At 59.2% G+C, this 20,551-nt stretch carries 17 protein-coding genes; 6 read left to right on the plus strand and 11 right to left on the minus strand.

Annotated elements, in window-relative coordinates; genetic code table 11:
* Positions 1 to 170: 170 nt before the first annotated feature.
* The 6 genes from glgX to glgA all read right to left on the minus strand — a co-directional run bounded on the left by glgX (position 171) and on the right by glgA (position 11,207).
* Positions 171 to 2,354 (minus strand): glycogen debranching protein GlgX, encoded by a 2,184-nt coding sequence (glgX, locus tag ACW55A_RS22175; RefSeq protein ID WP_498811155.1) that lies wholly within the window; start codon positions 2,352 to 2,354, stop codon positions 171 to 173.
* Positions 2,355 to 2,510: 156 nt separating this feature from the next.
* The gene (locus ACW55A_RS22180; RefSeq protein WP_455808977.1) at positions 2,511 to 2,912 is read right to left on the minus strand and encodes a DUF2934 domain-containing protein; all 402 of its coding nucleotides are present in this window, start codon (positions 2,910 to 2,912) and stop codon (positions 2,511 to 2,513) included.
* 17 nt (positions 2,913 to 2,929) lie between these two features.
* Positions 2,930 to 5,713 carry a malto-oligosyltrehalose synthase gene (locus ACW55A_RS22185; RefSeq protein WP_248670656.1) on the minus strand — a complete coding sequence of 928 codons (2,784 nt, stop codon included), beginning with the start codon at positions 5,711 to 5,713 and terminating at the stop codon, positions 2,930 to 2,932.
* Positions 5,710 to 7,788 carry a 4-alpha-glucanotransferase gene (gene malQ, locus ACW55A_RS22190; RefSeq protein WP_046719303.1) on the minus strand — a complete coding sequence of 693 codons (2,079 nt, stop codon included), beginning with the start codon at positions 7,786 to 7,788 and terminating at the stop codon, positions 5,710 to 5,712. Before malQ ends, ACW55A_RS22185 begins: the two co-directional genes overlap by 4 nt.
* Entirely contained in the window at positions 7,778 to 9,592 is a 1,815-nt protein-coding gene (treZ, locus tag ACW55A_RS22195) for a malto-oligosyltrehalose trehalohydrolase (RefSeq protein ID WP_004413771.1), read from the minus strand. Before treZ ends, malQ begins: the two co-directional genes overlap by 11 nt.
* A gap of 16 nt (positions 9,593 to 9,608) precedes the next feature.
* The gene (gene glgA / locus ACW55A_RS22200) at positions 9,609 to 11,207 is read right to left on the minus strand and encodes a glycogen synthase GlgA (RefSeq protein WP_498811156.1); all 1,599 of its coding nucleotides are present in this window, start codon (positions 11,205 to 11,207) and stop codon (positions 9,609 to 9,611) included.
* A gap of 616 nt (positions 11,208 to 11,823) precedes the next feature.
* Between glgA and ACW55A_RS22205 the strand changes: the two genes are divergently transcribed.
* Entirely contained in the window at positions 11,824 to 12,315 is a 492-nt protein-coding gene (locus ACW55A_RS22205; protein ID WP_455808979.1) for a GNAT family N-acetyltransferase, read from the plus strand.
* A 161-nt stretch (positions 12,316 to 12,476) separates the two neighbouring features.
* Here the strand turns inward: ACW55A_RS22205 and ACW55A_RS22210 are convergent, their stop codons facing one another.
* Complete coding sequence (locus ACW55A_RS22210) at positions 12,477 to 12,650, minus strand: DUF6026 family protein (protein ID WP_003364475.1); 174 nt, start codon at positions 12,648 to 12,650, stop codon at positions 12,477 to 12,479.
* A 263-nt stretch (positions 12,651 to 12,913) separates the two neighbouring features.
* Between ACW55A_RS22210 and gnd the strand changes: the two genes are divergently transcribed.
* The 4 genes from gnd to ACW55A_RS22230 are packed head-to-tail and all read left to right on the plus strand — an operon-like array spanning position 12,914 to position 18,141.
* Positions 12,914 to 13,939 carry a phosphogluconate dehydrogenase (NAD(+)-dependent, decarboxylating) gene (gene gnd / locus ACW55A_RS22215; protein WP_072366055.1) on the plus strand — a complete coding sequence of 342 codons (1,026 nt, stop codon included), beginning with the start codon at positions 12,914 to 12,916 and terminating at the stop codon, positions 13,937 to 13,939.
* Positions 13,939 to 15,471, plus strand: coding sequence for a glucose-6-phosphate dehydrogenase (zwf, locus tag ACW55A_RS22220; RefSeq protein WP_498811157.1), 1,533 nt, complete (start codon positions 13,939 to 13,941; stop codon positions 15,469 to 15,471). The genes gnd and zwf overlap by 1 nt, the downstream gene beginning before the upstream one ends.
* A complete protein-coding gene (locus ACW55A_RS22225; protein WP_498811158.1) occupies positions 15,464 to 16,273 on the plus strand; it encodes an HAD family hydrolase in 810 nt (269 codons plus the stop codon). Before zwf ends, ACW55A_RS22225 begins: the two co-directional genes overlap by 8 nt.
* 50 nt (positions 16,274 to 16,323) lie before the next feature.
* Positions 16,324 to 18,141, plus strand: coding sequence for a glycoside hydrolase family 15 protein (locus ACW55A_RS22230; protein WP_455808983.1), 1,818 nt, complete (start codon positions 16,324 to 16,326; stop codon positions 18,139 to 18,141).
* Here ACW55A_RS22230 and alkB read toward each other — a convergent pair whose 3' ends face one another.
* The 3 genes from alkB to ACW55A_RS22245 are packed head-to-tail and all read right to left on the minus strand — an operon-like array spanning position 18,142 to position 19,355.
* The gene (gene alkB / locus ACW55A_RS22235) at positions 18,142 to 18,828 is read right to left on the minus strand and encodes a DNA oxidative demethylase AlkB (RefSeq protein ID WP_498811159.1); all 687 of its coding nucleotides are present in this window, start codon (positions 18,826 to 18,828) and stop codon (positions 18,142 to 18,144) included.
* A gap of 24 nt (positions 18,829 to 18,852) precedes the next feature.
* The gene (locus ACW55A_RS22240; protein ID WP_455808985.1) at positions 18,853 to 19,035 is read right to left on the minus strand and encodes a hypothetical protein; all 183 of its coding nucleotides are present in this window, start codon (positions 19,033 to 19,035) and stop codon (positions 18,853 to 18,855) included.
* Between the two features lie 14 nt (positions 19,036 to 19,049).
* Complete coding sequence (locus ACW55A_RS22245; RefSeq protein WP_003364463.1) at positions 19,050 to 19,355, minus strand: DUF1883 domain-containing protein; 306 nt, start codon at positions 19,353 to 19,355, stop codon at positions 19,050 to 19,052.
* Between the two features lie 167 nt (positions 19,356 to 19,522).
* Between ACW55A_RS22245 and ACW55A_RS22250 the strand changes: the two genes are divergently transcribed.
* Positions 19,523 to 19,876: a hypothetical protein gene (locus ACW55A_RS22250; protein WP_003411257.1), complete on the plus strand. Its 354-nt coding sequence runs from the start codon at positions 19,523 to 19,525 to the stop codon at positions 19,874 to 19,876.
* Between the two features lie 55 nt (positions 19,877 to 19,931).
* Here the strand turns inward: ACW55A_RS22250 and ACW55A_RS22255 are convergent, their stop codons facing one another.
* On the minus strand, positions 19,932 to 20,303 hold the full coding sequence (locus ACW55A_RS22255) for a hypothetical protein (RefSeq protein WP_498811160.1): 372 nt from the start codon (positions 20,301 to 20,303) through the stop codon (positions 19,932 to 19,934).
* Between the last annotated feature and the right edge of the window lie 248 nt (positions 20,304 to 20,551).

The raw sequence follows: 20,551 nt of genomic DNA on the forward strand, positions 1-20,551 counted from the left end.
GGGCCCGCCCCCCCCCCCCCGCGCCCGCCAGCGCTCAAGTGTCTGACCGCGGGCAGGTAGGGGAAGCTGATCCAGACCTTCGTTGACCAATGCCTGCAAGCACTCGCCCAGCGCACGCGTATCGGCATAACCGTGCTTGCGCCAGTCGAGAAACTCACTCAAGGCATCGATCATTGCTGGTCTTCACGCTTCAGTTCGAACAGCAACAGCGAACGCGGCGTCACGGTGTATTCCGAACCGAACGCAAAGTGCTCCTTATTGCGGGCATCATCCTGATTGGTGTCGATCAGGCACTCGTAATGGGTACCTTCAGGCACTTCCGGCAGGGTGAAGTTGACACCGTCATGATGCGCGTTGACCACCAGCAGCAGCGTCGCGTCGGCACCCGCGCGACGGATACCGGTTTCCTGTGCACGACCATCCATCAGCATGCCCAGGCACCGGCCATTGGCATCGTGCCACTGCTCGACGCTCATCTCGTTGCCATCCGGAGCGAGCCAGGTCACGTCCTTGACGCCGATTTCCTCGTTGTAGTCGCCTACCAGGAAGCGGCTGCGACGCAGGATCGGGTAGGTCTGACGCAGCTTGATCACGCGGGTGACGAACTTGAGCAGCGCTTCGCCATCTTCGTCCAGATCCCAGTTGATCCAGCCAATCTCGCTGTCCTGGCAGTAGGCATTGTTGTTGCCGTGCTGGGTACGCGCGAATTCATCGCCCGCAACGATCATCGGCGTGCCTTGTGCCAGCAGCAGGGTGGCGAAGAAGTTGCGCATCTGACGCAGACGCAGGCTGTTGATTTCCGCATCTTCGGTCGGACCTTCGACGCCATGGTTCCAGGACAGGTTGTTGTTGCTGCCGTCCTGGTTGTTTTCGTCGTTGGCTTCGTTGTGCTTGTCGTTATATGACACCAGGTCATGCAGCGTGAAACCATCGTGCGCGGTGATGAAGTTCACGGACGCCTGCGGACGACGGCCACGCTGATTGAACATGTTGCCGGAGGCGGTCATGCGCGCAGCGAAATCTGCCAGTTGGCCTTCGTCACCTTTCCAGAAGGCACGAACGGTGTCGCGGAACTTGTCGTTCCATTCCATCCAGCCTGGCGGGAAACCGCCCACCTGGTAACCGCCCGGACCGCAATCCCAAGGCTCGGCGACCAGTTTGACCTGACGCAGCACCGGGTCCTGACGGCAGGCGACCAGGAAGCTGTGGCGCTCGTCGAAACCGTCGTGGTAGCGGCCCAGAATGGTCGCCAGGTCGAAGCGGAAACCGTCGACGTGCATTTCCGAAGCCCAGTAACGCAGGGAGTCGGTGACCATTTGCAATACGCAAGGGTGGCTCAGGTCGAGGGTGTTGCCGGTGCCCGAGTCGTTGATGTAATAGCGCTTGTCGTCAGGCATCAGCCGGTAGTACGAGGCGTTGTCGATACCGCGCATCGACAGGGTAGGACCCATCTCGTTGCCTTCGGCGGTGTGGTTGTAGACCACATCGAGGATGACCTCGAGGCCCGCGTGATGCAGGTGCGCAACCATCTCCTTGAACTCGGCAATCTTGCCGCTCGCGAGATAACGCGGGTCCGGGGCGAAAAACGCGATGCTGTTGTATCCCCAGTAGTTGGTCATGCCTTTCTGCAGCAAATGCTGATCGTTGACGAAGGCATGGATCGGCAGCAGCTCGACGGAGGTCACACCCAGCTTGCGAATGTGCTCGACGACCGGTGCTGATCCCAGACCGGCAAACGTGCCGCGCAGCTCTTCGGCCACCTCAGGGTGACGCATGGTGATGCCGCGTACGTGGGTTTCGTAGAAAATCGTTTTGTCCCAAGGCGTACCAACGCGCTGATCACGGCCCCAGGTGTAGGCCTCGTCGATCACTTTGCTTTTCGGTACGAAAGGGGCGCTGTCGCGTTCGTCGAAGCTCAGGTCGCCGTCAGGATGGCCGATGGTGTAACCGAACAGCGCTTCCGACCACTTCAGTTCGCCAACCAGTTGCTTGGCGTACGGGTCGATCAGCAGCTTGTTATGGTTGAAACGATGACCATTCTTCGGATCGTACGGACCGTACACGCGGTAACCGTAGATCAGGCCCGGGTGCGCGTCCGGCAGATAGCCGTGGTAAATCTCGTCGGTGTATTCCGGAAGTTCGATGCGTTCCAGTTCGATTTCGCCGGTGGAGTCGAACAGGCACAGTTCTACCTTGGTGGCGTTGGCCGAGAACAGGGCGAAGTTGACGCCCAGGCCATCCCAGCTTGCACCGAGAGGAAAGGGAAGTCCTTCACGAATGCGAGACGGGGTACTGCCAGGGTTGTCTAGCGGGGCCGAATTATCTTCTGCCGGTGTAGTGGACTTCATATTCATGATGACTTCCTGACGTCGAATGATTTTCTGAGCGGCCAAGACCGCTATCGAAGCCGCAGGCTCCGATACTGACGATAATCTAAGGGGGTGTAGCAGGCCTCATCTCTGGTCAGAGCGAGACCTGCAATAACTGACCGGTGCGCGGCCAGAAGAGTTTCAAGAATTCGACGGCTTGCGCGGCTTCTTCGGAGCAGGCTTGGCAGGAGCCTCTTTGGCAGGGGCGTCGGTTGCAGCGGCTGCAGCGGGCTTGGCCTTGGGTGCAGGTTTGGCGGCCGCCTTGGGAGCAGGCTTGGGCTTGGTTTCACCGGCAGGCTTTGGCGCAGGCGCCGATTTCGCTGCGGGCTTGGCTGCGCCTTTAGCCGGCGCCTTGGCGCTGTCTACCTCAGGCAGCTTGGGCTTGGTCGATTTGCGTACGCTGGACTTGTTCGGCGCCAGCGCTTCGGCTTCGGCCAGCTTGCGCGCCATTTCCCAGTGGCGCTCGTCGTGACCGGAGGGTTTGCCCTCCGATTCCCAGATTTGGTAAGCAAAGTCGCGAATTCTTTTTTCGTCGGCACTCATCTTGAGACTCCCAGCTATTACATAGTTTGAATAAGCAGATTGACGGAAAATCTTTCAAGCGCTGCACTGAGCGGTACTTCCCGATCACTCGTCACGACAACGTCAGAAAAGAGTCCCTTCCAGTCAGAACCGGAGTCGGCAAACGGCAATATGATCCGCGTGTCGCCCCAATTGGCAGCATTAATCAATGGAGTTTGCGCAGTACCCAATAGTTCACTGCATGTGCGTGGTACTACGATGATAGCGCGCACTCCTTGCGTCTCCCGGGCAAAGGCCATCACCTGCTCGGCGTGACTGCCCTTTATTTCCAGAGGTTGATAACTGCCCTCGCTGAACAATACCGGATGTTCGGCGCGCAGGTTCAAGACCTTCGCGATCAGAGCCTGCTTGATGCGTCCGTCCTTCCAGTCAGTCAGCAGCTCGGCAACGCTTGCGTCTTCGGCCAGGGCCTGTTTCCGTGCAGCGTAGTCAACCGGGCGACGGTTGTCCGGGTCCACCAGGCTGAAATCCCAGAACTCGGTGCCCTGATACAAATCGGGAACACCGGGTACGCTCAAGCGTAGCAAGGTTTGCGCCAGGCTGTTGAGCGCGCCTGCGGTGGCAATACGGTTGGCTGTCGCACTGAGGGATTGACGCAACGCCAAGGCTTCCGGTGCCAGCAGCAAACGCTCCAGAAATTCGCGGCAAGCGGTTTCGTAGGGCTGATTCGGTGCACTCCAGCTACTTTGCAGCTTGGCTTCGCGCAGGGCTTTCTCTTGCCACTGGACCATGCGTTTCGCGTATTCCTGGTGAGCTTCCTCACCCTCCAGGCTCAGCGGCCAGCTGCCCAGCAAGGCTTGGTAAAGCATCAGCTCGTCGCCGGCACTGATGGTCGGCTCGTCACCCTTGAGCGGCATTGCCAGCTGTCTCCAGCGCTCAACCTGTTCGGCGTACCACGGGGCGCACTCACTCAGGACGGCAAGACGTGTACGCGTATCTTCACCGCGCTTGTGATCGTGTGTTGCAGTGGTCAGCAGGTTGTCCGGAAACTTCTCCAGACGCTGCAGGCAGACCTGATGGAAGTCATCTACCGGCGCACTGAAGTGCTGCGGATGAAAACCCACATCGTTGCGCGAGAGCAGCACGGCAGAGCGGTAGAACGACGTGTCTTCGACCGACTTGGCGGCAACCGGGGAGGTCAGTTGCTGGAAGCGTACGCAGGCATTCTTGTAGAGCTTGCGCAGCGGGCCGCGTGGCAGTTTTCGCCACGGTTCGCCACCGAGCCAGCGTGCCAGGTAATCCAGCACTGGCCAGTCGCCTTCGTTCAGCGTCGCACGCGCGCCTTCCATTGCCTGCTGGAAATACTTGTCGTCCTGCGCCGAACGACCGCATACCGAGATGTAGGTACGATAAATCGGGAAATTGACGATCAGCGCGAGCAGGGCACGGCGAATTGCACCCAGGGTCAGGTCGCGACTCATCAGGTCGCTGCGAGCAACCTGCAACAACGATTGGGCAACGTTCTCGAAATCGCCCGCCAGTGTGCCGTGCAGGACCAGATCCCGGGCCACCAGCACTTCCTGATCGAAGTCGGCGGTACGCTCGGTCAGGCGGCTCCACAGCTCACCCAGAGGCTCTTCGCCCTTGGGGTCGTGTTGCAGCAATGACACCTGATTCATGAACTCGTAACCCGTCGTGCCGTCAACGCTCCAGTCTTCACGCAGCGGCTCGTCGGGGCCGAGAATTTTCTCGACGAAGATCGGCAGATGATCGATCTGCGCATGCTCGGGACGCAGCTTGAGCAAGCTCTTAACCCGGCGGTGCAGCTTGCGACCGTAGCCGCGCGGGTCCGCCAGACCATCGATGTGGTCGATACGCAGCCCGTCGACCAGGCCGTCGGCAATCAGCTGGAATATCTTGCCATGGGTCGCCTCGAACACCTGTGGCCGCTCGACACGCAGGCCGCCCAGCTCGTTGATGTCGAAGAAACGCCGCCAGTTGATGTCATCGCCAGCGGTGCGCCAGCTGGCCAGACGGTAGTGCTGACGCTCCAGCAACCGGTGCAGGCGCTGGAAGCCTTCCGGCTTGCTCGAATCGAAATGCGCGAGAATCTGCTCAATACCCTTGAGTACCTGCGGGTCCTTGGCCAGTTCGGCCAACTCGGTCCTGGCCTGGCGCGCGCGCTCATAAGCTTGCGGGAACTGCGCCAGAGCGGTGAAACGCTGGGCCATTTCCTTGAGTTGCGGGTGATCCACGGCCTGCAACAATGAGTCGTAAGTCAGTGGGCAGATCGGAAAGTGATGCTGATAGTGCTCGATGTAAAACGAGCCATGCTCGGCATCGAAGCGCAGCGGAATTTCACCGGCCTGCAATACCGTGCCGTAATCGCTGCTCAGGAATGGCAGCAACAGCTGGCCTTCCAGCAGCGGGTCCGGCGAATTCCACTGGATGTCGAAGAACTCTGCATATGGGCTGCGACGGCCCCATTCGAGCAGGTCCAGCCACCATGGGTTGTCGGCACCGCCGACCGCCATATGATTGGACACGATGTCGAGAATCAGCCCCATGCCGTGCTCGCGAAGGGTCTCGACCAGGCGCAGCAGGGCAGGCTCGCCGCCCAGTTCCGGGTTGATGACCGTGGGATCAACGACATCGTAGCCGTGCATCGAGCCGGCACGGGCTTTGAGCAGCGGTGACGCGTAGACGTGGCTGATACCCAGGCTGGCGAAGTAGGGCACCAGTGGCACAGCGTCGTCGAGGGTAAAATCCTTGTGGAATTGCAGGCGCTGGGTGGCGCGCAAAGGCTGTAATGGACGGGTCATTGATCACGCTCCGTAGCCTGCAGCCGGGATCGGGAAAGCAATTCCAGTCGTCGAGCAGCATTCGGGTTATCAAGCAGAGAGGCCGCATCGCCGGGAAGACGTCTGCGCCAGTTGGGGTGACTGTCAATGGTGCCGGGCAGGTTGGCCTGCTCTTCGACACCCAGGGCGTCTTCTATCGGCAGCAAGACCAATGGCGCACGTGTATGGCCAAGGTAGCTGATGCTCGCGTCGATGATCTGGGCCGGGTCTTCAGTACCGGAGGGCATACTGTCGATGTTTTGGCTCAAGGCACGCCGCAGGCTTTCATATTCCCGTGTGCGCTCTTCGCGCCACTGCGATTCATGCTGCTCGTCAATGTGGCCGAGGCGGGCATTCCATTCGATATCCAGCTCGCTGAGCCAGCCTGCGAGGGTAGGCAGGTCGTGGGTACTGGTGGTCGCCAGCGCTTGATCCGACCAGTCGAGAATCGGCTTGAACTGACCGTTGTTTTGTTCGAACAGCAGTACGCGCATGCCAAGAATCGCCCTGGCACTGAGTTTTTCGCTCAGGCCCTCAGGTACCGTACCGAGGTCTTCACCCAGCACGATCGCCTTGTGCCGCCAGGATTCCAGACTCAGCAGGCGAAGCATGTCGTCCAGCGGGAAATTAAGGTACGCGCCTTCACTCGGAGGCGCCCCCTGCGGGATGACCCATAGGCGCTGCAAGCCCATGACATGGTCGATACGCAAGCCGCCGGCATGGGCGAAGTTGGCCCGCAGCATCTCGATGAACGCACGAAAACCGTTGCGCTTGAGGCCGTCCGGTGAAAACGCGGAAATCCCCCAGCTTTGGCCAGCACGGTTGAGAATGTCGGGTGGTGCGCCGACGGTCAGGGCTGACAGCAGCTCGTCCTGGCGGCTCCAGGCCTGGCTTCCGGCGCCATCGGCACCCACGGCCAGATCGGCAATCAGGCCGACGCGCATGCCGCTGCTGCGTGCTGCCACCTGCGCGCGCTCCAGACCACGGGCTATGAGCCATTGGGCGAACGCATGAAAGCTGATTTGCTCGCTATGGCTTTTGGCAAATTCTGCGACGGCTTCACCGCGAGGGTCCTTGAACTGTTCCGGCCATTCATGCCAGTTGTTACCGATGTTCAGTGTTTCGGACTCGGCACACAGCGCTTCGAAGCGGCAGTGATTTTCCAGCGCTTCACCACCGCTGTGGCGGAAGCTGTTGAAGTCTTCGTGCAGTGGGTGATCACCCGCACTGAAGCCCTCATAAAGCGCGTGAAGCGCTTTCCATTTGGCGTTGGCCGCAGCTGGCCAGTCGATCAGCGTCTGTGTTTCAAGACGCTTCATCTCGTCGCCGACACGCGCGTCTTCGATTGCCTGACGCCACGCACTTTCGCCGAGAATCGCACCCGGCGACGCATACAGGCTGTTGAGAAACAGCCTGCTGGAAGGTGAATAAGGGCTGTAACGGTGAGGGTCGTTGGCGAACATGGCGTGGATCGGGCTGATGCCCAACGCGTCGGCACCTCGTTCCCCGGCAGAGCGCAAGACCTTCTCCAGTGCCTCGGTGTCACCAAAACCGCCATCACCTTCACGGCGCAAGCTGTAGAGCTGAGCGGTCAGTCCCCAGCCGTGCGGCTTCGAGGTGTCGGTCGCCATTGCCATGCTGAAGCAGGTTTTCGGTGCGACCGCGATGGTCAGGTGCTGGCCGGCAATTTCCAGCTGTTGGTAGCCAGGCGGGGCAAGTGCCGGAAGCTCTGCACTGGAGGTCAGTCTGGCATCCAGTGAAGAGCCGTCTTCGAGGTGAAGCGTAAACGGCGTTTGTGGAGCAAACCATTGCGACAGGTCCAGGTTGCTTTCCACATCGACCGTCAGCAGTGGCGGGGCAGTGGTGCCGTGACTGGCCTTTTGCAGGCGCAGCAGGCTGGCATCGATAGCCTCGCCGTTTTCAGCCGGATAGCCCAGCGCCTCCAATACCTTGCGCAGCACATCAGGGCTGACGGTCTGCGGTCGAGCGTTGGCATCGACCCAGTGAACCGACAATCCTGCCTCGGTTGCAAGCCTCTCCAATTGCTCATTGTTCATCCTGTTCCTCCAGAACATCGCTTGCTTTCAGGCTGACAATGGCCGTGTAAGCATTGAGGATGCCGCGTGGGGAAAGTTCGGACGATTTTTCGGCACTGGAGAATATCTCGCGGGCACCCGTTTGCGGCGGTGCGTCGACCGCGTGCTCGCTGAGATTGAGATCAATGCGCAGTTCGCTGCCATCACCCAGCGTCCAGCGCGCACTGACCGCTTTGTCACCAAGAATATCGGTCTTCAGGAAGCGTGCACCCTGCAGGCGCGGCATGATTTCCTTGTGCCGCAAGGCCAGCAACTGCGTGTAGAACTCCAGCCAGCTGCGATGATCAAGGCCTATGTCGGTGTCGAGATCGACCGCGGAAAACGCCGGGCGCGACGCTTCGAACGTCTTGATGTCATTGGGATCAGGGATGTGCTCGCGCTTTTCCGGGTCGGCAAACGCGGCGAAATCAGCGAACTCCTTGCGACGTCCTTCACGTACCGCATCGGCCAGTTCGCCGTGGTGGCTGGTGAAGAACAGAAACGGTTCGCTGGCCGCCCATTCATCGCCCATGAACATCAACGGGATCATCGGTGAAAGCAGCAGCAGGGCGGTGGCGGCCTTCAATGCAGCAGGCGCGCAGAGCTGCGGGAGGCGTTCACCGAGTGCGCGGTTGCCGATCTGATCGTGGTTCTGCAGAAACAGCACAAAGGCCGACGGCGGCAGATGCGCGCTGGGCTCGCCTCGCGTGTGCCCATGACGCGTCGGTTCGCCTTGGTAGACAAACCCCTCGCTGAGCAGGCGCGCAAGCTTCTGCGTCGGCTCTTTGGCAAAGTCGGAATAGTAGGCGTCGGTTTCACCGGTCAACAGCACGTGGAGGGTGTTGTGCCCGTCGTCGTCCCATTGTGCATCGAAGCCTTTTTCCAGAAGACTGGCCTGGTTGAACTCGTTCTCAAGGTTCAGCCACACGTGCCTGCCCGGTTCAATGCGCCCGCGAACCCGCTCCGCAAACTCCGGCAGGAAGGTCTTGTCGCGAATGGCGTGCACGGCGTCCATGCGCAGGCCGTCGAAGCGATACTCGAGCAGCCACATCAGGGCGTTATCGACGAAAAAGTCGCGCACCTGCGGGCGCCTGAAGTCGATCGCATCGCCCCATGGGGTGTGCAGGTCGCTGCGGAAAAACTCCTTGGCGTAACTGCCCAGGTAGTTGCCGTCCGGGCCGAAGTGGTTGTACACCACGTCCAGAATCACCATCAGGCCAAGACCGTGAGCGGTGTCGATCAGTTGCTTGAGCTGTTCAGGCGTGCCGTAGGAGGATTGCGGAGCATAATGAAGAACGCCATCGTAGCCCCAGTTGCGATCACCGGGGAACTGCGCAAGCGGCATCAGTTCGATCGCAGTAACACCCAGTTTGGCGAGTCGCGGCAGGTGCTTTTCCACGCCAGCGTAGCCGCCCATGGCGCCCACGTGCAGTTCATAGATCACCGCTTCATGCCACGGACGTCCGTTCCATGCAGTGTTTTGCCATGAATAAGCGTCAGGGTCGACTACAAGGCTTTCAGAGTGAACGTCATCGAGCTGTGCGCGGGAGGCGGGGTCAGGAACGTCCAGTTCATGGTCGATCCTGAAGCGGTAGCGAGTACCCGCCTTGCAGCGGGCCTCAAGGACGAACCAGCCGTCGGACTGAGGCAGCATGGCCAATGACTGGCCATCCTGCAGTTCGACATTTACGAAGGAGGCATCCGGTGCCCAGAGGGCAAACCGGGTGTGTTCAGGGTCCAACAAAACGGCGCCGTGGCGCCAGTTATCGTCTGTACGCAGGGGCATCCATTAAATCCTTAACCTAGTAGTTGCTGGAAATACTCACGTTTTTCTTCAACAGATCGCGATAGAGATCTGCGTAGGGCTCTACCGCCTGATGCCAGTTGAAGGGAGCCGCCATTGCACGGCAGCGCATGGCGTTAAGCAGTTCGGGATGAGCAAAGACCTGAAAAGTACGATCCAGGGCCTTGGTGTAGCTTTCGACTGTCGATTCGTTGAAGAGGAAACCAGTGACACCATCTTCAATCGTATCGGCCAGGCCACCGGTATTGCGTGCGACAGGCAGAGAGCCGAAGCGTTGCGCGTACATCTGGCTCAGCCCGCAAGGCTCATAGCGGGACGGCATCAGCAGGAAATCGCTGCCGGCGAACATGCGTCGCGCGTCGGTTTCGTTGAAGCCTATGCGCACGCCGATACGCCCAGGGAAGCGTGCCGCCAGTTCACGCATGGCCTCTTCTTCCTCGGGTTCACCGCGGCCGATGATTGCGATCTGCCCGCCATTGTTGACGATGTGTTCGGCGACGCCGATCGTCAGGTCCAGACCTTTCTGATACACAAGGCGTGACACCACTGCGTACAGCGGCCCGGTCGAGGCGTCCAGTTCGAACAGCTCACGAACGTAGTCAGCGTTGATTTCCTTGCGCATCCATTCGTTGGGCGCAAAGTGGCAGATCAGGTGTTCGTCGGTGGCCGCATCCCAACTTTCGTCGATACCGTTGGGGATACCGCTAAGCTGACCCTTGTTGGCCTTGCTTTGCAGGAAGCCTTCCAGGCCGCAACCAAACTCCGGAGTAGTGATTTCCCGAGCGTAGGTGGCGCTGACGGTCGTGATGTGGCTGGCAAAGGCCATTCCAGCCTTGATGAAAGACAGCTGGCCGTAAAACTCCATGCCTTCAGGGGTAATGGCGGAGTCCGGAATGCCCAGCTCACGGCTTGACGTCGTACTCACGGTCCCTTGATAGGCGAGGTTGTGAATAGTGAAGATGCTTGGCGTGGACTGCCCGCGCCAGCGGATGTAAGCAGGCGCCAGACCGGCTGGCCAGTCGTGGGCATGAACCAGCTCGGGGCACCACTGGCTCTTGACTTCGCCAGCGGCGAACTCGGCAGCTGCCAGGCCCAGACGGGCGAAGCGAATATGGTTATCGGACCAGTCACGACCGGTGCTGTCGGCATAAGGGGTGCCTTCGCGCTCGTAAAGCTCCGGGCAGATCAGCACGTAGATCACCAGGCCATCTTTCATGTCCATGCGACCCACCTTGCAAGGCGGCAGCGCTGCATGCCCGCCCAGCTGGCTGATGATATGGATCGGATTACCGCTGTTGATGACCTGCGGATAACCTGGAATCAGCACTCGCACGTCGTGCAGGTGGCGCATGGCTCGCGGCAGTGCGGCAGACACATCGCCCAGGCCACCGGTTTTCACCAGATCGGCCAGCTCGGAGGTCACGAACAACACTTTGCGTCTGTTGACTTGAGACATGGTCGGCTGAGGCTGAACAGTCGACGTTGGCAGTTGCAGCACAGGAACGCTCTTGGTAGAGAACACCGGCAGATGAGTCAGCTCGCCGACAGGCTGGTTAAAACTCTCTCCCTTCTGGGTTTTCACAGCGGCGCTAATCATCAATTTTCCCCTTAAAACAGTCTTGGTGCATCACTTGATTTTTATTGGCCATTTCCTATGGCCGGGTACACATACGTGCACTACGCAAGATCGATACCCGTTTGGACCATGCATAGTGACAAAGCGGTGTGATGTCGCCATTACCGGATGTCAGCCAATAGCATAGATGCTCTAATCAGCTGACCCGGCCGTTTTGGAGAAGTTTCGACTTTTTTATTTGCGAATGTCTGGAACAGGCTTCGACGCCGCACGTGATGGCACGCTGCAGGTAGCAGCCGGGCGGTCGCTGCGCTTTTTTACCGCTGTTTTCGGCGTCCGTAGGGCTCATTACCGGTCGTCGGATCGTTGGACAATCCCGTCCAGGCGTTTGGTTTTCATCACTAAATCCCAATGCTGTCAGGTCGTAATGAGCAGCAACGGTGCGTAGCGCCTTTTCCGGGTGCGTGTAGCGGTCAATCTGCGGGCACGACGAGAAAATCCTTACATCTGCGCCGGAACATTTTGAAGCAGGGCAGGATAGAATCGGGCCACAAGCCCCGACCTTGACGTTGGCCTGAGGCATTTACCCTATGACTGATTTAACTGAATCACTCTGATTGAATTGACGAGGATGGAAATGGAAGCCCCCGAGGTACTGGTACTGCAAGCGAGTTACACCAATCCTGTGCACGCGGATGCAATCGGGTTCGTTTTGAATGAGTATTCAATGGATGCCTTGGGGACGGGGCGGCCTCTGTCGAACGACACCCGCCAGCAATTGGCAATCGAACTCGCGAAGCGTCCGTACGCGTTCAGTGTGCTGGCGTTTATCTCGGGAGAGCCGGTGGGGCTGGTCAACTGCTTCGAGGGGTTTTCAACCTTTGCCTGTCGTCCGTTGGTCAATATTCATGACGTCGCAGTGATCTCGCAATATCGAGGCCTCGGTATCAGCCAGAAAATGCTGCTCAAGGTCGAGGAGATTGCACGCCAGCGTGGCTGCTGCAAGCTGACGCTAGAGGTACTGGAAGGCAACGAGATTGCGCAGGGGGCTTACAGAAAGCTTGGTTTTGACAACTATCAGTTGAGCCCTGAAATGGGGAGCGCGATGTTCTGGCAAAAAACCCTATAGAGAGCCGATTCGCCAGGGTTCTTTTCCTGATGGCGCTGGTGTAGACATGCGCTGCCCGGAGAGTGGAGCTGGTTGCGGGGATCGACAGGAGGGCAGGTCAGGTGGGCAAGCCGAGTTATCGGGCTTGCCCTGAGACGTTTTGAAGGATGATACAGTTACGGTCAGGCCTGAAGCATCTTGACGGGGGCGGATAACTGCGATTGCTGCAGCATCGAGCTCAAATGAGCCACTTTTTTCTGCAACTGCTCGCGCTCTTCTTTTAATGTGCGCAGTTCGTCACGACGGATAGTGACATACAGGGTTTGTGGTGCAAGTGCTGGTAGTACAGTGCCCATTGCTCACCTCGCAAATGGCGGATTCAACCTCAGAGAGGCCCGTGGCAATGACTTTCAATCCCTGACCGCCGCTGCTTACCCTCTCTATCGGCACCGATTTTGATTTCTTTTGCATGATTTTGGAACTTTTTTATTTTTAATTGTCGCGAATGTCTCTTAATCGCGACAAAATGCACCACAGGAGGGCGCTCGCGTCTTCATCTTCTCGCAAGGGAACCGACGTTCCGCCTCGCTTGACTAATCAGCATGCTCGTAACCTGTCGATGCGCTGGACGGCAAGCGAGGCACCTTTTTACGATTTAAGGAGCACCTTCATGCAACTTGGGATTATTGGACTGGGCCGCATGGGCGGCAACATTGCACGCCGTCTGATGCTGAATGGTCACACGACTGTGGTGTACGACCGTGATGAAGCATCGCGCAACGCCCTGGCCAATGACGGTTCGACTGCGGTCGCAGATCTGAAGGAACTGGTCAGCACGCTCGCCAAGCCCCGTGCTGTCTGGGTAATGCTCCCGGCAGGTGCGCCCACCGAAGACACCATTCAGACCCTCAGCGAGTTGCTTGACGCCGATGACGTGATCATCGACGGCGGTAATACTTTCTACAAGGACGATATCCGGCGCGCTCAGGAGCTCACTGAAAAGGGCCTGCATTACGTCGATGTCGGTACGTCAGGTGGCGTCTGGGGGCTTGAGCGTGGCTACTGCATGATGATCGGAGGCGAGGCCGCCGTTGTCGAGCGCCTCGATCCGCTGTTCGCGACACTGGCTCCGGGCCTTGGCTCGATCGAGCGCACTCGTGACCGCAAATCGACCGACGACCGTGCCGAACGTGGCTATATCCACTCCGGCCCTGCGGGTTCCGGGCATTTCGTGAAGATGATCCACAACGGCATCGAGTACGGAATGATGCAGGCCTTCGCCGAAGGCTTCGATCTTCTCAAACAGAAAAATTCCGAACACCTGCCGCCTGAACAGCGTTTCGACCTCAACACGGCCGACATTGCCGAAGTCTGGCGTCGTGGCAGTGTGGTGTCGTCCTGGCTGCTGGACCTGACTGCCGATGCCCTGGCTACCGACCCGCACCTGGATGCTTTCTCCGGTTCGGTTGCCGACAGCGGCGAAGGTCGCTGGACCATCGAGGCGGCCATCGAGCAGGCGGTTCCGGTTCCTGTTCTTTCCAGCGCCCTGTTTGCGCGTTTCCGTTCTCGCCAGACAAGTTCGTACGCGGACAAGATGCTGTCCGCCATGCGCTTTGGATTCGGTGGCCACAAGGAACCCAAGTAATGGGCCTGTCGCGTGGCAGTGCCGAGCAAAAAACCGAGGTAGCCCCACCCACGACCCTGTTTCTGTTCGGTGCACATGGAGACCTGGTCAAGCGCCTGTTGATGCCGGCGCTTTACAACCTGTCACGCGACGGTCTGGTGGATGAAGGGCTGCATATCGTCGGCGTCGATCACAATGCGATCAGCGATGCCGACTTTGCGAAAAAGCTCGAGAACTTTATTCGGGATGAAGCCGCCGGCAAGGTTGCTTGCGGTGGCAAGGATCCCCTCGACCCGGCGCTGTGGAGCAAGCTGGCCGAGCGCATCAGTTATGTGCAGGGCGACTTCCTCGACGATTCCACTTATCAGGACATCGCCAGCAAGATCGAGAGCACTGGCACCGCGAATGCGGTGTTCTATCTGGCCACTGCGCCGCGGTTTTTCAGTGAGGTTGCCCAGCGGCTGGGTTCGTCAGGTTTGCTGCAGGAAACCGAAAACGGGTTTCGTCGCGTCGTGATCGAAAAGCCCTTCGGCTCCGATCTGGCCAGTGCGGTCGAGCTCAATGGCTGCCTGCTCAAGGTCATGAGCGAGAAGCAGATTTACCGGATCGACCATTACCTGGGCAAGGAGACGGTGCAGAACATTCTGGTCAGCCGTTTCTCCAATGGCCTGTTCGAGTCGTTCTGGAACAATCACTACATCGACCATGTCCAGATCACGGCTGCGGAAACCGTAGGCGTCGAAACCCGCGGCAGCTTTTACGAACACACCGGTGCCTTGCGCGACATGGTGCCCAACCACCTGTTCCAGCTGCTGGCGATGGTTGCGATGGAGCCGCCTGCCGCTTTCGGTGCCGATGCCGTTCGCGGCGAGAAGGCCAAGGTGGTCGGTGCAATCCGGCCCTGGAGCCAGGAGGAAGCCCTGGCCAATTCGGTGCGTGGCCAGTATGCGAAGGGCGTGATGGGCGACAAGCAGGTCGTCGGTTATCGCCAGGAAGATCGCGTGGAGCCGGACAGCAACACCGAGACCTACGTTGCGCTCAAGGTCATGGTCGACAACTGGCGCTGGGTGGGCGTGCCTTTCTACCTGCGCACCGGAAAGCGCATGAGCGCTCGCAGCACTGAGATCGCCATCTGCTTCAAGCCTGCTCCGTACGCGCAGTTCCGCGATACCGAAGTCGACCGGCTCAAGCCCAACTACTTGCGGATCCAGATCCAGCCCAACGAAGGCATGTGGTTCGACCTGTTTGCCAAGCGTCCTGGCCCGGAACTGAAAATGGAAGATATCGCGCTGGGCTTCGCCTACAAGGATTTCTTCGAGATGCAGCCCTCCACCGGGTACGAAACCCTCATTTATGACTGCCTGACCGGTGATCAGACGCTCTTCCAGCGGGCCGACAACATCGAGAACGGCTGGCGTGCAGTGCAGCCGTTCCTCGACGCCTGGGCCGCGCAGCCGCAAGTGCAGCTTTACGAAGCTGGCAAGGATGGTCCGCAAGCGGGCGAAGAGTTGCTGAGTCGTGATGGTCGGGAATGGAGAGAATTGAATGTCTGAACTGCCCGTACAGTTCCTGTTGTCCGACATCGACGGCACGTTACTGCGCCGTGATCACAGCCTTAGCCAAGCCAATATCGACGCCATCAAGCGCCTGCGTGATGCCGGCGTTCACTTCACGCTGGCCAGCAGTCGCCCGCCCAGGGCCATGCGCCAGGTGATCGATGCCCTGGGTGTGGATTTGCCCACCGTGGCATTCAATGGCGGCACCATCACTCATCCCGATGGCAGCCTGTTGGTGGCTCATCGCATTGACCCGCGCGCCGTTCGCATCTGTCTGGAGTTGTTTGCCGGGCAGAACGTTGCCATCTGGGTATTTGCCGATGATCAGTGGCTGCTGCTCGATCCCGACGCCGATTACGTCGATCATGAGCTCGATGCGCTGGGCTATGACTATGTTCAGGTCGAGAGTTTCGAGCCGTATCTGGATCGCGTCGACAAGATCGTCGCGGCCAGCGGTGATTTCGAGTTGCTCAAGACCCTTGAGGCGCAGCTCAATCCGCAGATCGAAGGACTCGCGCTGGCGGCTCGCTCGCAAAAATACTACCTGGATGTCACCGCGCTGGAGGCCAACAAGGGTTCTGCTCTGGTCGCGCTGGCGGACTATCTGGGCGTCGACCTGTCGCGTACGGCGGCCATAGGCGACGGCGGTAACGACGTGGCGATGTTCCACAAGGCAGGCTTGTCGATTGCCATGGGGCAGGGCGAGCAGACAGTCAAGGGACAGGCTGATCATGTTACTGATAGCAATGAGCAGGACGGAGTGGCCAACGCCATCGAGCGTTACATCCTGAACGCCTGATCAGCTGTTTACCCACGTTAACGAATCATCATCACGACGGGCATTTCTGGATGGCTGCACTGATCGAAGACTACGCATTGCTGGGCAACTGCGAGACGGCGGCGCTGGTCGCCCGTGATGGTTCGCTGGACTGGTTGTGTTTCCCCCGCTTCGACTCGACGGCCTGTTTCGCCGCTCTATTGGGGAGCGATGAGCATGGCCGCTGGAAGATCGCGCCGACCGCCGAGGTTATCGCCGTCGAGCGCCGTTACCGAGACGGCACGCTGATTCTCGAAACCGTTTTCGAAACCCGTGACGGTCGCGCCATGCTGATCGATTTCATGCCCATGAAGACCTCCGGCCACGTGGTGCGCATGGTGGTCGGGCTGTCCGGTCGGGTCGAGTTCGCTGTAGACCTCGCCATCCGTTTCGATTACGGTAGCAGTGTGCCCTGGGTCGAGCGAAAGGATGCTCATACGCTGACGGCAGTGGCCGGGCCGGAAATGCTGGTTTTGCGCAGCCCTGTGGCACTGCATCCTCAGGATCATCACACCGCCAGCTGTTTTCACGTCGATGAAGGCGAGCGCAAGGTCTTCACGCTGGCCTATCAGGCATCCTTTGCACCCTTGCTCGAGCAGATCGATGCCGACCGGGCTCTGGAAAGCACCGCTGCCTACTGGCGCGAGTTTTCTGATCGCTGCCCTGACGTCGGGCCGTGGACGGCTCAGGTAAAGCGCTCGCTGATTACGCTGAAAGCCATGACCTACGCGCCCACCGGCGGCATCGTTGCCGCCGTGACCACCTCACTGCCCGAACAGTTGGGTGGCGAGCGCAATTGGGATTACCGCTATTGCTGGCTGCGCGACGCCACCATGACCCTTCTGGCATTCATGAATCTGGGTTATTTCGAGGAGGCTCAGGCCTGGCGGGACTGGCTGTTGCGCTCGGTTGCCGGTAACCCGGAACAGATCCAGATCATGTACGGCGTAGGCGGCGAGCGGCGTTTGCAGGAGTACGAGCTGTCCTGGCTGGGTGGCTATGAGAACTCACTGCCGGTGCGCGTCGGCAATGGTGCGGCGACGCAGGTTCAGTTGGACGTCTACGGCGAAGTGGCCGACGCCATGATTCAGGCGCTGCGCGGCGGTATGGCGCAGCACCCGCGCAGCGTGGCGATTTCCAAGGTGGTCATGCCGTATCTGGAGAAGATCTGGCACTTGCCGGATGCGGGCATCTGGGAGATACGTTCCGAGCCGCGGCACTTCACGCACTCGAAAGTCATGGCCTGGGTGGCCTTTGACCGTAACGCCACGCAGATCGCCCAGGCTGCCGAAAGCGATGAGGATCGTGCGCTGGCAGTGCACTACCGGAAAGTGGCGGACGAAATCCATGCCGATGTCTGTCGCCACGGTTTCGATGCCGAGCTTGGCAGCTTCGTACAGACCTATGGCTCGACAGAAGTGGACGCCAGTCTGCTGCAGATTGTGCTGACCGGTTTTCTTGCGCCTGAAGACCCGCGAGTTATCGGTACTGTCGCGCAGATCGAGCGTACGCTGATGCAGGATGGTCTGCTGCTGCGCTATGACAACGAGCGCAGTGTCGATGGCGTTGCCGGTCGGGAAGGGACGTTTCTGGTCTGTTCGTTCTGGCTGGCCGATGCCTACGTCTTGCTGGGCCGGGCTGATGATGCCGCGCGGCTGTTCGAACGGTTGGTGGGTCTGTGCAATGACGTTGGTCTGCTGGCCGAACAGTACGATCCGAAGGGCGGGCGCATGCTGGGCAATTTCCCGCAGGCGTTCAGCCACATCGGCATCATCAATACAGCACTTAACCTGCACCGGGCGGTATGCCCGGCGCTGGCCCGGACGTCCGGCGTGCTCGAAGAGGCCTGATCAGCTGTCGCGGCCGGCCTTGCGAAAGGTCAGGTTGATCCGTTGCTCACCCAATTGAGGATGTTCTGCCTGCTTGATGGGCAGAATGCCGTGAAAGCGCAATCTGTCCTCGCCGCCCCAGACCACCACGTCGCCATGAAACAGGGAGATGCGTTGAGTCTTGTCGCTGCGCAGCAGGCCGCCGAACTGAAAGATGGCCGGTATGCCCAGTGATACCGACACCACTGGCCTGCGATGGTCGTGTTCGTTTCGGTCCTGATGCAAGGACATCCTGGCGCCCGGGATATAGCGGTTGATCAGACAGGCGTCAGGCACGAACCCGGCATAGCCGGCTGCGAGTGCGGCGTCCTGCGCCAGGTGCATGAAGGCGTCCGGCATCGCCGGCCAGGCCTGTCCTGTTTGCGGGTCGGTTGCCGTGTATCGATAACCATGACGGTCGGTTATCCAGCCCAGTTTTCCGCAACTGCTCAGCGCTGCAGACATGCTCAGACCGCTGGGGGTCTGCATGTGCCGGAACGGCGAAAGGCCCAGCGTTTCCTCAAGGGCGGCCAACAGTTGCGGCATGCCGGTCAGCGCAAAGCCTCTGAACAGCCACGACCCAGGCCCGATCCGCTCATCGCTGCGAGGCTGGGCCGTCTGGTCTGCGAACAGGTCCAGCGTGGCGGGAGTGTCACCTTTGCGTTGCATGATCGGATCGAGCTCCGGTGAGTATCAGAGAGCCTTGCTGACCTTGACGTCGGTAATAAGGTCGTCGCTCCCGCCGTGCATTTTCTTCAAGGCGGCTTCGGCTTCCTCGGTGGACGCCGATTGCAATTGGGCGAATTCGAAGCGGCGTTCGCCATTGAGCTTGTAGCTGACAGCGAATTTGGTCGTACGCGGGGCTGGATTGTTCACAGTGACTCCTTGCATCATCCCAGGCGAGAGGTCGAGCGCCGGACGATCTTGATCTTGTGAGTGAAAGGCAGTTTGCGTCCGGCGTTGGTGTCTGCCTTGCGGCCTGCAGTATCGATGGTGATGTTCCAGAAACCGGTGCTTGGCGCGGCGATCTTGGCCGGAAATCTGTCGAACGCGCCGCCATGATAGGTGTGCCGACCACCATTTTTAAAGCTGCGAAAATTCGCATCGTTCATCAGGCGAATATTGCAGGTCTGAGAGCACTCGATGACGACAAGGTCGTCCTCGTTGAGATGCTCACGCTGGTGTACGAATTTCATGACGGGCTCCGAAATGGGGGTTTTTCTGAAAAATCAAAACGATAGCATGCGACGCCCGCAATTTGACGTCGGTGAGCATTAATTTGCCGTGTTTCCGGGAAAAAATGCCTCAGCCGGGATTTAATTGCGCTGGGGCTTGTCGTAGGACCTTTATTTGGAGGCTTTGTATGAAACTGGCTGCTGTAGTAGTCCTGGCCCTGGCAATGACTGGCTGTGCCACAGTGAACGACATTGAGCATACACCCCCCACCATGAACGTGATGTCGGGCAAAAATCCTCAGGAATACGCCGATTGCTTCGCTGGCAAGATCAGCAGCAGTCGCAAGCCGCCTCTGATCGAGCCTCGGCATGACGGCCTGCGGGTCATCGTCGCGCAGAAACTCAGCAAGTCACCCGCGGCAGTAGTGGATATCGAAAGCCGCTCGGGCGGTAGTACGATCAAGGTCTACGAACGACTTTCCAACGTGCCCATTCGTTTCAGGGATGTGCAGAACGCTGCCGAAGCGTGCATTTCAGGCTGATCAGTCAGGCCGGGTCAGCTGGCCCTGTCCGCGGTGGACAGGGCGGCAGACCTGATTACTTGCAGACCACCAGCACGCTGCGGCTTTTGTAGTTGCCAACGTCCACGCCCAGCGTCTTGTCGCTTTCGGCAGGTTGCGGGGTGCCATCTGTGCCGACAATTTCATAACCTGTGCCTGCACAGGAAGCATCCGCCTTTTCGTAGCAGCTTGCCCAGGACATCGCCTCGCCGGAGCAGTCGATGCTCAAGCCCTGTTTGCCGTTTTTCAGGTAGGTATTGGAGGCGGTTGCGCAGCCGGTGAGGCCCAGCACAGCAATAATGGACAAAATTCTGATCATGTTTTTCGCTTCGAGATAAGGCCAGGGAATTAACAAATGCGAGCGTTGGACTGATAACGGGTGCCATCGTTCCGCCATGTTTTGCATCATAAACTGCCTGCCTCCCACTTGTCGCCGCTTGCCGTTGGCGAAGCCGGGCGTAAAGTCCGCAGTCGTCGAGAAACGGTGTTGAGGTCCGGCCGCGCAGGCCTTGAGGGCAGTTTGACGGTGCCTTGAGCTGCTTTTATGTAAAGGCAATATCCAGAAAGTGCGGAACTATCTGTACGAGTATTCCTCTATCATGGCATCGGACGGCCAAAGGCGGGGCATTGTAAGGTGCCTGCCTCATCATTAGACTG

Source organism: Plantibacter cousiniae (nom. nud.) (assembly GCF_977070315.1).

Coding starts and splice junctions, on each gene's coding strand:
- glgX (WP_498811155.1), bottom strand. CDS start 2,354: ATGAATATGAAGTCCACTACACCGGCAGAAGATAATTCGGCCCCGCTA.
- ACW55A_RS22180 (WP_455808977.1), bottom strand. CDS start 2,912: ATGAGTGCCGACGAAAAAAGAATTCGCGACTTTGCTTACCAAATCTGG.
- ACW55A_RS22185 (WP_248670656.1), bottom strand. CDS start 5,713: ATGACCCGTCCATTACAGCCTTTGCGCGCCACCCAGCGCCTGCAATTC.
- malQ (WP_046719303.1), bottom strand. CDS start 7,788: ATGAACAATGAGCAATTGGAGAGGCTTGCAACCGAGGCAGGATTGTCG.
- treZ (WP_004413771.1), bottom strand. CDS start 9,592: ATGCCCCTGCGTACAGACGATAACTGGCGCCACGGCGCCGTTTTGTTG.
- glgA (WP_498811156.1), bottom strand. CDS start 11,207: ATGATTAGCGCCGCTGTGAAAACCCAGAAGGGAGAGAGTTTTAACCAG.
- ACW55A_RS22205 (WP_455808979.1), top strand. CDS start 11,824: ATGGAAGCCCCCGAGGTACTGGTACTGCAAGCGAGTTACACCAATCCT.
- ACW55A_RS22210 (WP_003364475.1), bottom strand. CDS start 12,650: ATGGGCACTGTACTACCAGCACTTGCACCACAAACCCTGTATGTCACT.
- gnd (WP_072366055.1), top strand. CDS start 12,914: ATGCGCTGGACGGCAAGCGAGGCACCTTTTTACGATTTAAGGAGCACC.
- zwf (WP_498811157.1), top strand. CDS start 13,939: ATGGGCCTGTCGCGTGGCAGTGCCGAGCAAAAAACCGAGGTAGCCCCA.
- ACW55A_RS22225 (WP_498811158.1), top strand. CDS start 15,464: ATGTCTGAACTGCCCGTACAGTTCCTGTTGTCCGACATCGACGGCACG.
- ACW55A_RS22230 (WP_455808983.1), top strand. CDS start 16,324: ATGGCTGCACTGATCGAAGACTACGCATTGCTGGGCAACTGCGAGACG.
- alkB (WP_498811159.1), bottom strand. CDS start 18,828: ATGCAACGCAAAGGTGACACTCCCGCCACGCTGGACCTGTTCGCAGAC.
- ACW55A_RS22245 (WP_003364463.1), bottom strand. CDS start 19,355: ATGAAATTCGTACACCAGCGTGAGCATCTCAACGAGGACGACCTTGTC.
- ACW55A_RS22250 (WP_003411257.1), top strand. CDS start 19,523: ATGAAACTGGCTGCTGTAGTAGTCCTGGCCCTGGCAATGACTGGCTGT.
- ACW55A_RS22255 (WP_498811160.1), bottom strand. CDS start 20,303: ATGATGCAAAACATGGCGGAACGATGGCACCCGTTATCAGTCCAACGC.